This is a genomic window from Streptomyces sp. LUP47B (assembly GCF_001746295.1).
Lineage (GTDB): Bacteria > Actinomycetota > Actinomycetes > Streptomycetales > Streptomycetaceae > Streptomyces.
Genome location: NZ_MJAH01000016.1, coordinates 141,354 through 153,501, shown reverse-complemented (window position 1 = coordinate 153,501; position 12,148 = coordinate 141,354). Strand labels below are relative to the sequence as shown.

Annotated in this window: 14 protein-coding genes; 7 read left to right on the top strand and 7 right to left on the bottom strand. The window is 68.1% G+C overall.

The features are described 5' to 3' along the window. Nucleotide 1 precedes the first annotated feature (1 nt). From BFN33_RS38535 to BFN33_RS38525, 3 genes are all read right to left on the bottom strand, one after another. Nucleotides 2–1,102 carry an aminotransferase class V-fold PLP-dependent enzyme gene (locus BFN33_RS38535; protein WP_069764850.1) on the bottom strand — a complete coding sequence of 367 codons (1,101 nt, stop codon included), beginning with the start codon at nucleotides 1,100–1,102 and terminating at the stop codon, nucleotides 2–4. A 114-nt stretch (nucleotides 1,103–1,216) separates the two neighbouring features. Then, nucleotides 1,217–1,996: a transcriptional regulator gene (locus BFN33_RS38530; protein WP_079141242.1), complete on the bottom strand. Its 780-nt coding sequence runs from the start codon at nucleotides 1,994–1,996 to the stop codon at nucleotides 1,217–1,219. A gap of 151 nt (nucleotides 1,997–2,147) precedes the next feature. Then, nucleotides 2,148–2,597: a helix-turn-helix transcriptional regulator gene (locus BFN33_RS38525; RefSeq protein ID WP_176742565.1), complete on the bottom strand. Its 450-nt coding sequence runs from the start codon at nucleotides 2,595–2,597 to the stop codon at nucleotides 2,148–2,150. Between the two features lie 99 nt (nucleotides 2,598–2,696). On the opposite strand from BFN33_RS38525, the gene BFN33_RS38520 reads away from it, so the two are divergent. Then, a complete protein-coding gene (locus BFN33_RS38520) occupies nucleotides 2,697–3,185 on the top strand; it encodes an IPT/TIG domain-containing protein (protein WP_256122981.1) in 489 nt (162 codons plus the stop codon). Here the strand turns inward: BFN33_RS38520 and BFN33_RS53420 are convergent. Next, entirely contained in the window at nucleotides 3,167–3,319 is a 153-nt protein-coding gene (locus tag BFN33_RS53420) for an RNA-binding domain-containing protein (RefSeq protein ID WP_176742564.1), read from the bottom strand. The genes BFN33_RS38520 and BFN33_RS53420 overlap by 19 nt on opposite strands. A 708-nt stretch (nucleotides 3,320–4,027) precedes the next feature. On the opposite strand from BFN33_RS53420, the gene BFN33_RS38510 reads away from it, so the two are divergent. The 6 genes from BFN33_RS38510 to BFN33_RS38485 all read left to right on the top strand — a co-directional run bounded on the left by BFN33_RS38510 (nucleotide 4,028) and on the right by BFN33_RS38485 (nucleotide 9,044). Next, nucleotides 4,028–4,636 carry a PadR family transcriptional regulator gene (locus tag BFN33_RS38510; RefSeq protein ID WP_069764847.1) on the top strand — a complete coding sequence of 203 codons (609 nt, stop codon included), beginning with the start codon at nucleotides 4,028–4,030 and terminating at the stop codon, nucleotides 4,634–4,636. A gap of 71 nt (nucleotides 4,637–4,707) precedes the next feature. Continuing rightward, nucleotides 4,708–5,319 carry a nuclear transport factor 2 family protein gene (locus BFN33_RS38505; RefSeq protein WP_069764846.1) on the top strand — a complete coding sequence of 204 codons (612 nt, stop codon included), beginning with the start codon at nucleotides 4,708–4,710 and terminating at the stop codon, nucleotides 5,317–5,319. Nucleotides 5,320–5,357: 38 nt separating this feature from the next. Beyond that, entirely contained in the window at nucleotides 5,358–6,449 is a 1,092-nt protein-coding gene (locus tag BFN33_RS38500; protein ID WP_069764845.1) for an aromatic ring-hydroxylating dioxygenase subunit alpha, read from the top strand. After that, nucleotides 6,446–7,405, top strand: coding sequence for a PDR/VanB family oxidoreductase (locus BFN33_RS38495; RefSeq protein WP_069764844.1), 960 nt, complete (start codon nucleotides 6,446–6,448; stop codon nucleotides 7,403–7,405). The genes BFN33_RS38500 and BFN33_RS38495 overlap by 4 nt, the downstream gene beginning before the upstream one ends. A 611-nt stretch (nucleotides 7,406–8,016) precedes the next feature. Next, nucleotides 8,017–8,322, top strand: a complete 306-nt coding sequence (locus BFN33_RS38490; RefSeq protein WP_079141251.1) for a transposase — start codon at nucleotides 8,017–8,019, stop codon at nucleotides 8,320–8,322. Then, nucleotides 8,319–9,044: an IS3 family transposase gene (locus BFN33_RS38485; protein WP_079141239.1), complete on the top strand. Its 726-nt coding sequence runs from the start codon at nucleotides 8,319–8,321 to the stop codon at nucleotides 9,042–9,044. The genes BFN33_RS38490 and BFN33_RS38485 overlap by 4 nt, the downstream gene beginning before the upstream one ends. Nucleotides 9,045–9,136: 92 nt before the next feature. Here the strand turns inward: BFN33_RS38485 and BFN33_RS52290 are convergent, their stop codons facing one another. The 3 genes from BFN33_RS52290 to BFN33_RS38470 all read right to left on the bottom strand — a co-directional run bounded on the left by BFN33_RS52290 (nucleotide 9,137) and on the right by BFN33_RS38470 (nucleotide 11,293). Further along, nucleotides 9,137–9,697 carry an IS3 family transposase gene (locus BFN33_RS52290; RefSeq protein ID WP_107488015.1) on the bottom strand — a complete coding sequence of 187 codons (561 nt, stop codon included), beginning with the start codon at nucleotides 9,695–9,697 and terminating at the stop codon, nucleotides 9,137–9,139. Further along, on the bottom strand, nucleotides 9,694–9,996 hold the full coding sequence (locus tag BFN33_RS52285; protein WP_069764843.1) for a transposase: 303 nt from the start codon (nucleotides 9,994–9,996) through the stop codon (nucleotides 9,694–9,696). The genes BFN33_RS52290 and BFN33_RS52285 overlap by 4 nt, the downstream gene beginning before the upstream one ends. A 259-nt stretch (nucleotides 9,997–10,255) precedes the next feature. After that, nucleotides 10,256–11,293, bottom strand: a complete 1,038-nt coding sequence (locus BFN33_RS38470; RefSeq protein ID WP_069764842.1) for a phosphotransferase family protein — start codon at nucleotides 11,291–11,293, stop codon at nucleotides 10,256–10,258. Between the last annotated feature and the right edge of the window lie 855 nt (nucleotides 11,294–12,148).

Below are 12,148 nucleotides of genomic sequence, written 5' to 3'. Positions count from 1 at the left end.
TTCAGCGGGCCATGACGGAGATGGCGTGGCTGATGTCGTCGCCTGTGATGAAGTAGTGCGGGGAGAGCCGCACGCCACCGCCCCGCAGGGAGCAGCGGATTCCTTCCTTCAGCAGACGCTCGTGGAGGACCTCTCCCGGTTCGACGGGCGAACGGGCGATGACGATGCCGGACTGGTGCCGTGCGTCCCGGGGGCTCACCATGGTGAAACCCCTCTCTTCGAGGGTCGTCACGAGCTGGCCCACAAGGTCCAGGATGTACTGCTCGATCCGCTCGGGCCCGAGGTCGAGCATGTGGTCGATGGTGGCCCCGAGGCCGGCGATGCCGACAGAGTTCTCGGTTCCGCTCTCGAACTTGCGGCCGTCCGAGGCAAAGGTCGGTTCGTGGTCGAAGTCGAACGGCTTCTCGGTGCTCAGCCAACCTGCCGTGGACGGCGTGAGCTGCTCGAACGCACGGTCCGAGAAGTGAACGAAGCCGATGCCGAACGGGCCGAGCATCCACTTGTGCGCACTGACCGAGAGGACGTCGATGCCTGACTCGTTCACGTTCAGTGCCATGGCCCCCGCTGCCTGGGTGCCGTCAACCACCAAGAGTGCGCCGTGGTTTCGGCACACCGCGCCGATCTCCGCGAGGTCGTAGCGATGGCCGCTTGAATACTGGACGGCGCTGAGAGCGACGAGGCGCGTCCGTACGTCGACGCGCTCCGCGATGTCGGCCGTCTCGGCGTGCCCGTGGGCGCCCATCGGGACGGCCCGCACTTCGACACCCTGCTGACGCAGTTGCAGCCAGGGGTAGAAGTTTGAGGGAAACTCCCTTTCTGGCACCACCAGGTTGTCTCCCGGCCGCCAGTCCACTCCGTTGGCGACGAGCGCCAGTCCGGTGCTCGTGTTCTGAGTGAAGGTGACGCGGCGGGCGTCCCCGTGGATTAGCCGGGCCACCCGCTCTCTGACGGACTCCGCCTCCTCACGCAAGGGGACAGTCGCGTCGATGCCGGTGTCGCGGTGGCGGCGCAGGACATCGGCCATCGCGTCCTCGACCCAGGTGGAGATCAGCCCGACCGCTGCCGTGTCGAGATACCTGACCGTCGCCGCTCCCGGGTACAAGGGCGCAGCGTATTCACGGAAATGGGCGTCAGAAAGTGTCATCGTGTTGCCGTTCATCATTGATGGCGGTCTACCCGGACCGCCGTTCAGGGTTTTTACGTGTTCCCGAGGGAATCAGCTGTATTCACCCGGAGACTCGGCGATCTCGTTCAAGTAATTGTAGATGGTGAACCGGGACACACCGAGGGCGCCGGAAACCCTTTCCACGGCGTCCTTGATCAAGAAAAGCCCCTTATCCTGAAGGAGCTTCACGATCTGAACCTTGTGGCGCTTCTTCATGGCCAGTACGTCGAGCCCCGACGACTGAATCGCGTCCTGAATCATGGTGTCGGTCAGCTCGTCGACGCTCTTCGGGAACCGCTCCCGGGTCCTCGAACCCCTCTTCTCCTCCGTGCTCGCGGTCGCGGAGGCGGTGCTGGCGGGAGGCTGGGACACGGCGGCGTGATCAGGTCCCCCTCGCTTGAAGGTCATCGCTGCAGCCAGCTTCTCGACCTGCAGCCACGCGGAAATGTCGATGTTTATACACAGAGCGGCAACGGGATTGCCGACCCGATTCCGGATGATCACCGTTGAAGAGCGGAGCACACGTCCGTCGTCCAGCGTGGTCTCGTAGCCGACGTCATTCCCCAGGAGTCCGGCCGAAGCGCGCTCCAGGAGGTAATTGGTGGCAGGATCCCCGACCTGCCTGCCTGTCACTTCTCCGTAAATGGCGACGATCGAATTCGGCAGCTTGCTCAGATCATGCAGGATGATTTCACTGGGCGGCGGGAGTGTCATGCCGAGCGGCTCGACGATCTCGGCGACGGCCGCGATGGTCCAGTCGCTGTCAGGAGTCGTCCGGTATTGCATGAGACCCTCGTCCGCGGTCGTCTTTTCGGCCCGGTCTGCTGTCATGCGGGCTCTCCCTCGTCGGCTCCGATCGAATCCGGCAAGCCTAGGCTTACACGGCTGGTTGAGTTTTGCAATCCCGGTTGCAGTGTGGCTACGGTGACCATTCTCCGACGGCACGACGACATCGAGGGTGCCCCCAGCCTCACCGAACTGATCACGATCCCGGCTGTCTCGGCCGCCTACGAGCCCGCGTGGCGCGAGCACAGTCACCTCCAGCGCGCGATCGGGTCCCCGACGGCTCGGTCGGAGGGCTCCTGTGCGGCCACGGCCGCTCGATACCGCGGATGCGGGCCCGCTTGGGCCGCAGGGCGCCGACGCCGGTCTCGGCGCCAACGGCCTTCTTGGTCCTGGTGGTTGATCCGGCTCCTGCTGCGGCCACGGGCTCGATGAGGTTGCCCATGGTGCAGTCGAGGATGTCGAGCAGGGCCATGAGGATCTTCAGGCTGAGCCGTTCGGGGCGCTCGACGACGAGCCGGTAGACGTGGCTGGAGGAGAGGGTGATGCCGCGTTCGTCCAGCAGCGGAATGAGGTCGGTGGTGGAGAACAGCCCGCGGTCGGCCATGACCTTGCGCAGGTGCCAGTGGTAGCCGAGCTTCGCGGCCATCAGCGGTCCTTGTCTGCGGAGGTCGGGGCGAGCGCGGGCGCGAGCGCCTTGTGGAGCATGGTGTTCATGAAGTCATCGCTGACGTGGGTGTAGATGGCGGTGGAGCTGTCATCCTCCACCGTCGGTGTCCTGGCGACCACCGTGATCCCCGACCAGGGATCCACAGGGGGCGGCACCACCGTGAAGCTCTCCGGCCACCACCTGGCCAACGCCACCGCCGTGCGCTTCGGCACCGCCCGGGCCGTCATCACCGCCAACACCGCGACCTCGCTGACCGTCACCGCCCCCGCGGGATCCGGTGTCGTCCCCGTGACGGTCACCACCGCAGGCGGCACCGGCACCCTCGGACACTTCTACTACCAGCCGGCCCCTGCCCTGACGGGTATCAGCCCCGCAGCAGGCCCCGTCGCCGGCAGCGACCAGGCAATCGTCATTACCGGCCGCAACCTTGCCGGAGCACTCGATGCGTACCTCGAGCCCGTCCGGGCCGTCATCCAACAGGTCTCCGACACTCAGCTCACCGTCAGGATCCGCCACGACACTGCGGTACCGAAGAACCTCGCTGTCGCTCAGCGCGACGCCGGGTAGCGCAGCTGCCGGTCGTCCTCGGCAACTCCGAGTAGCAGGACTCCGCCGGCAGTGTTGGCCAGGGCTGCCGCGTCACCGGCCAGGTCCCGCTTGGCCCTGTCGTTGCCGCCATAGAGCTCGCCCTTTAAGTCCAAGTCGTGGGACTCCGAGACAGCGTTCGTCTTCAGGGCGGCCACCTGGGCGTGTGAGACAGCGTCCAGCGGGGCCCCGAAGAGCCCTTCCAGACGGCGAGAGCAAAGAGCAGGGACTGTGACGCACGCGCCGTGCCGACCCGTGCCGGGGCGCACCCTCACGTGCACGTACGCGTGTACCGCCTATGCGTGAGCCCCCGCCATGCCCGCCACGGGTTACGCGTTGGCCGGCCGCCAGCCGCTCTCCCGGGCCGGAGTCCGGGCTTCGGCGGCACCCGGCATCAGTAACCACCGAAGCGCCCGTCGACCCTCCCCGTACGGGCGGGCTCGCCTTCCTCGAGGGCGAGCTGGGCGGCGCGCCGTTGCTTGAAGGTGGCTGAGGGTGGGCGAGTTGCTCAACGATGGCGCGGACGTTCTCGCTGCGCCGGACGGCGGTCGTCTGGCCAGCAGCGCGCGCCTGGGTACGCCAGGCTCGGCGCGCCTGCGGGGTGAGCACGATCGTGTCGTCGATCAGCCACAGGTACAGCACGACACGGATCAGCGAGCGTTGCGGGATGCGCCCCAGCGGGGAACGCTCTCGAGCTTCGAGAAGTCTGGTGAACAACTCACGTTGCTCCGGGGGCGAACCATTGACTCAGGCATGTATGGAGATACATTAATACCTGTTCCGGCTCGCTGGTGGCGACGCCGGCTCGTTACGGAGGTTCCTCCATGTCGCTGCGCTTGGCGCTACTGGCCCTGCTGGCTGCCCGGCCGATGACGGGCTTTGACGCTATGCGGCAGTTCGACGCGTCCGTCGACTACCTCTGGCACGCGCCGCACACCCAGATCTACCCCGAGCTGCGCAAGCTGGAGGCCGCGGGTCTCGTGGAGAGCGAGGAGGTGCCGCGCGGCGAGAACGCGAAGAAGCGCCGCTACAGCCTCACCGAGACCGGCCATGAGCAGCTGCGGGCCTGGGTGGAGAAGGTCGAGGAACCTCGGCGGGAGCGGGATCCACAGCGGCTCAAGGCGGCGTACTTCGAATGGGCGAGCCCTCGGGCCGCGCGTGCCCAACTGGAGGCGCACGCGCGGTTCCACCAGGACGCCTTGGCGTCGTATGAAAAGCAGCGCGACGACATCCTCGCGCGCAGCGTTCCCCTGCTCCTGGCCCGTCTTGAGCGAACGCCGCCCGAGGAACAGGAAGCGGTCGTGGAGTTCAAGGCGTTCGCGTACAGCGGTCTCATCGCCCGTGCCCGCGCGGAGGTGGAGTGGGCGTACGAAGGACTGCGGCTGCTGGACCGTCTCCACAAGGAGCGGTCCGAAGAAGAAGCCGCCGAGTAGCCGGGCGCTTGCTCGCCCGGTCGGTCAAGGCGCACGGCGCTCGCTGCCGGCGGCCAGAGACGGAGATCTCGATGAAGACGAATGCGGATCAGGCAGAAATCAGGCAGCTGGTGGAGAACTGGGCACTGTGGCGGGACTCTGGCGACTGGGAACGGTTTGCCACCGTCTGGCATCCGGACGGCTGGATGAGCGCCACATGGTTCCAGGGCCCGGCCGCGGACTTCATAGCCGCGAGTAGGGAGGGTTTCGACAACGGCGTCAGCATCCTGCACTTCCTGGGTGGCCACACCTCGGATGTGGCGGGGGAGCGTGCCATCGCGCAGACAAAGATGACGATCAGTCAGCGCGCCCAAGTCGACGGCGTGGTGGTGGATGTGGTGTGCACCGGCCGGTTCTACGACTTCCTGTCCCGCGACGACGACGAATGGACCGTCGTCCGCAGGCAGCCCATGTATGAGAAGGACCGCCTCGACGTCGTCGACCCCGCCGTCTCCCTCAAACTCGACGCCGAACTGCTCGCCCGGTTTCCCCTCGGCTACCGGCACCTCGGGTACGTGCAGACGAAGGCCGGATTCACGGTGAAGCCCGGCCTGCCGGGCCTGGTCGGCGAGGCCGTCGACCGCCTCTACGCGGAGGGCGCCGCCTGGCTCGCCGGCTCCGAACGGCCCGGAGTGCCTCAGTGACCCCGGCTGGTCCGCCACCTCAGGAAGGGAAGTCGCGCATGTATCCCCTGAACGCCTGGTACGCGGCGGCCTGGGACACCGAAGTCGGCCGGACACTGCTCCCGCGCACCATCTGCGAACGCCCCGTCGTCCTTTACCGCACGGGAGAGGGAACGCCCGTCGCCCTGGCCGACGCCTGCTGGCACCGGCTCGTCCCGCTGTCCATGGGCCGTCTCGACGGCGACGACGTGGTGTGCGGCTACCATGGCCTGACCTACGGCCCCACCGGACGCTGCACCCGGATGCCGGCCCAGGAAACCCTCAACCCCTCGGCGGCCGTGACCGCCTACCCTGTCGTCGAACGGCACCGCCACATCTGGATCTGGCCCGGCGACCCCAGCCAGGCCGACCCGGCGCTCGTCCCCGACCTGCACTGGAACGACGACGCCGAGTGGGCCGGCGACGGCGAACGCATCGAACTCGACTGCGACTACCGTCTCGTGCTGGACAACCTCATGGACCTGACGCACGAGCAGTTCCTGCACGCCGACAGCCTCGCCAACGATGAACTGTCCGATGCCGAACCGGACGTGGCACACGACGAGAACTCGGTCACCCTCACTCGATGGATGCACGGCATCGAGGCGCCCCCGTTCCTGGCCATGCAGCTGAAACGGAAGGCGCCGGAGTACCGCGGCCCCGTCGACCGCTGGCAGATCATCCGCTTCACCGCACCCTCCACGGTCACCATCGACGTGGGCGTGGCACCCGTGGGCACGGGAGCGCCGGACGGGGACCGAAGCGCGGGCGTCAACGGACATGTGCTCAACACCGTCACACCGGCCGGCCCCGGCGCCTGCCACTACTTCTGGGCGTTCACCCGCAACTACCACCTCGGCGACCAAGGGCTCACCAATCTCCTGAGGCAGAACGTCTCCCGCGTCTTCGGCCAGGACTCCGACATGCTGAACGCCCAGCAGCGGGCCATCGAGGCCAACCCCGACCACGAGTTCTACAACCTCAACATCGACATCGGCGGCATGTGGACGCGGCGCATCATCGACGCCCAGGTCGCCGCCGAGCAGGGCCGCGAACGCACCCATCCCTCCGCGCTCGCGTCCGCAGCCGCGATGACACGGCGGTCGGCATGAGCGGCAGCACGAAGCGGCTGTCGACCGTCGACGCCTGCGACGAAGTGGCGCCGGACGTCGCCATGATCACCCTGCGCCTGCCGGACCCAGCACCCGCACCACCTCCCGGCAGCCATCTGGACGTCACCGTGCGCCTCACGGGTGGCAGCGACACCCGGTCGTACTCCCTCGTGGATCTGGGGCACGACGACGGCTTGCTGCGGATCGCCGTGCGCCGACAGCGGGACGGCCGGGGCGGATCCGTGTGGATGCACTCGCTGAAACCGGGCGACGAACTCGAAGTCACCGACCCCATCGACGAGTTCCCGCTCACCCCGGGACCGGCCCCCAGCATGCTGCTCGCTGCGGGGATCGGCATCACCCCCGTCCTCGGACTCGCCAGAGCCCTGCGTGCCCGGGGCTGCGACTACCGGATCCGCTACGCGGGCCCCTCCCGTGACCGCATGGCGTTCACGGCGGAGCTGGAGTCCGCTCACCCCGGCCTCGTGACCCTGGCCGAATCCGCACACGGAGGACGCCTGACCCCCGCCGACGTGGTGGCTGACGTTCCACAGGGCGGTGTGCTCTACGTCTGCGGGCCGATGGGTCTGCTGAGGGACGTCCGCCAGGCCTGGCAGCAGGACGCGCGGCCCTCTGCAGACCTCCGGTTCGAGACGTTCGGAACGAGCGGCAACCACCCAGCCTGTTCGTACCGGGTCACCGTGCCACGCCACGGCGTGACGGTCGAAGTCCCGGTCGGCACCAGCATGCTGGACGCGCTGCAGGAGGCGGGTGTCGAAATCATGTACGACTGCCTGCGCGGCGAATGCGGACTGTGCCGCGTCCGGATCCTGAAGGCCGACGGGCCCGTCGACCACCGTGACGTGTTCCTGTCCTCGCGACAACGGGCCGAGGGCCGCGAGCTCTGCGCCTGCGTGTCCCGCATCGCCGGGCCCGAGGTCACCATTGACTGCTGAGCAGCTCCGCGTTGCGGTGTGGGGCCGAGGACCGGAGCTGCCCCGTCGACCGCACACGCTCTGGACGTCGTCGAGCAGACGCTGGTCGCCGCTGGCACGAAGATCTGTCGCACTACGACGACTGCCGCGCGCCCCATGCGCGCCGACGACCGTGGTGTGCGCACCAGAGGTGCACCGGGTGTGGGACGCGTATCCAGGGCCTGGCCCACAGCAGCGGCCACCATCTGTTCCATGACCTTCGCGACGTCCTGGTGGTCCTCGGTGAGGATGGTTTTCACGCCGGGCGCCAGGACGGCGCCAGGCCGTGGGCCTGGCGCCGGTGGCTCGACGCCCGACGCGCCAGTCCACCGATTCCTGCGGGCAAAGCTGGGTTTACAGGTAGTACCAGTCCACGGCCACGCCCTCGCTGAGCTGCCCCGAGTCTCGTAGGGTCCGGTGATCTTGTTTCAGGCGGACTGCGGGGTGGCTTCCTGTTGTCGCCACCAGTCGCGTTCGTACTCGGCGGGCGGTACGTAGTCGAGGGCGGAGTGGAGCCGGGGCCCTGACCCCGGATCTTGGACACCGGAGAGACTTGGATCTTGATGGTCCAGGAGAACGGAGTCCCTGTGGGGATGAAGCACTACCCCGCCGAGTTCAAAGTGGACGCGGTCGCGTTGTACCGGTCCCGTCCGGGAGCGACGATCAAGTCGGTTGCTGCTGATCTGGGCGTGAACACCGAGACGCTGCGGAACTGGATTCGGGCCGCCGACGGACGCCGGCTTGGTGCGCACTCCGCGCCTGCGGCGGCGCCGCAGGCTGGCGGTGACGCGGTTCAGGCGGAGCTGGCCGCCGCACGCAAGAGGATCCGCGAGCTGGAGGAGGAGCGGGACATTCTCCGTAAGGCGGCCCGGTATTTCGCAGGGGAGACGCGCTGGTGAACCGCTGCCAGTTCGTTGAAGATCACCAGCGCCGGTTCGGCGTCAAGCGGCTCTGCGACATCCTGGGCATCGCCCGCTCGAGCTTCTACTACTGGCGCCGCACCGCCCCGGCCCGTGCGGCCCGTCAGGCCGCCGACGACCGCCTGGCGGCCCGGATACGCAAGGTCCACAAGGAATCTGACGGTACCTACGGTTCCCCGAGGGTCACCGCCGAGCTACGTGACGAGGGCGGGCAGGTAGTCAACCACAAGCGTGTCGCGAGGATCATGCGGACCATCGGAATCGAAGGAGTACGCCTGCGGCGCCGGCACCGCACCACCATCGCGGACGCGGCCGCGCCGAAGGCGCCGGACCTGATCGGCCGCGACTTCACCGCGACCGCGGTGAACACGAAGTACGTCGGCGACATCACGTACTTGAACGTCGGCAGCGGGAGATTCTGCTATCTCGCGACTGTCATCGATCTGTGTTCGCGCCGCCTGGCGGGCTGGGCGATCGCCGACCACATGCGCACCGAGCTCGTCGTCGACGCCCTCGGTGCCGCGGAGCGGACCCGCGGCAGCCTTGCCGGAGCGGTGATGCACACCGATCACGGCTCGCAGGGTGAATTCAACTGGTCGTCGCAACACTTTGATCTCGGAGGTGTGCGACGTGGCCACGGCGGACTGGAGTTTGAAGACCAGCGATGTTCCGGAGGGTCGGCGTCGGCAGTGGCGCGCTGATCATGCGTTGCGGCCGGCGATGCGTTCGCCGGGGCGGCCTGATCCGTCTCGAGTCGTGCAGCGCCAGTTCTGGCGGCTGATCGCCACGGGGGTCACGACGGTGGAGGCGTCGTTGGCGGTCGGCGTGTCATGGCCGCAGGGCGTCCAACGGCAGTTCGGTCCGCTTGTGGTTCGCGACCTGCCAGCCGACGATCATCCGCGAGTACACGTCCAGGACGAACGCCACGTACGCCGACCCAGACCAGGTACGCACATACGTTCATATCCGCCACCCACAGCTGATCCGGCCGCGAAGCGGTGAAGTCGCGGTCGACCAGGTCCGGCGGGCGGGGCGCCGACGGCTCCGCCACGGTGGTCCGCCGCCGCTGCCCGCGGATCACGTCCTCCAGGCCTAGCTCGTCCATCAGCCGCTCGACGGTGCAGCGGGCCACGACGACGCCCTTGCGCCGCAGCGCGCGGGTGATCCGCCGGGCCCCATAGGTGCCGCCCGACTCCGCGTGAACCTGCTGGATCAGTGGCATGAGCTGCTCGTCACGGAGCCGGCGCGCGGACTTCGGCCGCTTCTTGCGGGCGTAGTAGGCGGACTCGGACCAGCCGAGCACCCGGCATACGGGCCCGACCCCGAAGTCGTCTTCCTTCAGGCTGTCGATCACTTGGTCGGCCTCGTCCGGGGACGGTCGAGCTCCTGGGCAAAAAGCGCACTCGCCGCTTTGAGGATCTCGTTCGCCCGCCTCAACTCCGCTACTTCTTGGCGAAGTTGCTTCAACTCCTCGTGTTCCGCGGTGGTCAGCCGGTCGTCGCGTTCCCCGGCGTCTGCCTCGGCCCGGCGGACCCCAGCCGCGCAGTGGATGCCCAGGTCCTTGGCGACATGCGCGATCGGGCGGCCGGTGGTGCGGACTTCGCGGACGGCCCGCTCGCAGAGCTCGTCCGGGTATTTGCGTGGTGCTGGCACTGCTCGTGGTTTTCCTTCGGGCCAGGACCATAAGCCTGGCTTCAGGGACTCCACGAATCCGGGGTCAGCTCAGTTCTGGCGGAGGGCCAGGCTGAACACCGGGATTGAATATGTGGCACCGGCGGGGCTCCTTGAGACCTCCGGGGAGCCCGGTTCACGGACGAACTGGGGCCCCCGACGCGCTCCCGACGACGGCCGGGCCGCTTTCCGGGCCGAGCGACTCCTGAGCTGCCGCAAGTGGCGGAGCTCGTCAGCTCGTCTACGCCCGTTGTGCGGGTCCCTGGGCGACGTGCTGTTCCAAGGCCCACCGCCAGTGCTCCAGCACCTCTTCCACCGTGCGACCGGGGGCACGCAACAGGGCGGCCGCCACCTTGCGAACGAACGCCTTCTGACTCTCCTCCGTCAGGTACTCCACCGGGGACTTGCCGTCCACGCGCGCCAGGAGCAGCGCGGGCAGCAGTGCCGCGACCCGCTCCTGGAGGGCGGCCTGCGGCTCCCAGCCGACATGCCGGAGGTACTGCGCGCACAGGTCGCCGCCCGACTGCAGGAGAGCGTCACGGCGTTCGGACAACAGCAGGCTCTTCAGGAGCAGATGGCTGACACAGAACGCCAGATCGAATGCGGGATCGCCGTACCAGGCGCACTCGGCGTCGAGCAGCACCGGGCCAGAGGGGCCTACAAGGATGTTCTTGGGGCTGACATCGCCATGGACCAGGGCCAGATGCGTGGCAGCCGTGCGGTCGGCAAGGCTCTGGAACACCTCGCTGAGACCAGGGTGTGCCGCGGCCGTGGCGAGCAAGTACGGCTCGATGCGCAGGGCGTGGAAGTTCGTGTCGGTCGCGAACAGTTCGGCCAGCGTGTCGTCGCCGGCGCTCGCGGCATGCAGTGTGCCGAGTACCTCTCCGACGGCCATCGCCGTCTCCCGGCGTACGTCGCCCGCCAGCAACTGGGCCTTCCACACGGAGTAGTCCCGCGGTGGCAGATAATCCATGGCGAAGAGTCCGGCCTCGGGATCGTGCGCCAGAAGGCGCGGCACGCTGTCGGGCCGGTGCCGTACCGCGAACCGCATCCAAGCCCACTCGGTGGCGTTGCGTGACACGGGGGCCTGCCAGTCCGCCGCGACCTTGAGTTTCGCCAGGGCACGTTTGACGCACAAGGAACGGCCGGGCAGGTCCACGCGCCACAGATCGGAGGAGACACCGCCGGCCAGGGGCGTCCACAGCGCGGTCTCGTCGGGCGCTGCCAGCTCTTGGGCCAGCAGGAAATCGGTCAGCGCGGGTTCGGGCGCGGCACTCATGACGGGCCTGTCCTTTCTGTCGCCCGGTGGGCCGGAGGTCGGCTCGCGCCCCGGCCGGACCGGCAGCCGGCGGCACAGCTCGGAGACGTCGTGCTGCGGGGCTCGGTCCCAGGGCGATGTCGTCCGGGTCCACGCCGAGTCTGGCCACGATCCTGAGGTTCGGAGAGGCCGACAGCGCGGTGGCGGAGACCGGGGCCCAGCACGTAAGAATCCCTGCGGGCCGGTGTTCCTCCACGAGTTCCGCAACGGCCTCGGCGCTCGTCGGCTCGGCGGGGCCGCTCACGAGGATGAGGCCCGCGCTCTCGAGGACCGATCGTTCCACGGTGTCGTCGGGCCAGGCGTAGTCGGTGAGGAGCACGGTGCGGGCTCGGTGGTGTCATGGCAGTCGTCCTCACAGAGTTGGTGCGATCGGCGACCCGGGGGCCTGGCCGGTCAGGGCAAAAGCTGAGCCACGAACAGCACCCGTGCCGCCCGGCCGCAAGAAGCTGGCACTTCCTGGTGCATCGGGTGAGTCCTGTCGGGTAGCCCTCCGGCCGATGGACCCACGCCGTGCCCTGTGCTGTCCGTCTTTCCAGGGGCGTGGGTCCATCGGGGTCGACCGGAACCGCACAATGCAAACGATAGCACGCACTTCCCTCCAAAGGCACCTACTCCTGGGGTTTCCCGAGAGCTTCCTGCCGGTGCCGCACGGCCCCTTGACGAAGTCGGTCGCACGTGTCCAACCTTAGGCTATCGTTAGCATAGACAATGAGTGTGTGTCCCTCATTGACGCTCCCCCACTTCCGAACCCCGGCCGGGACGCCCTGGACATAGCCGATCGCCGGATGCTCCTCGACGGCACCGGCCAGCCACCGC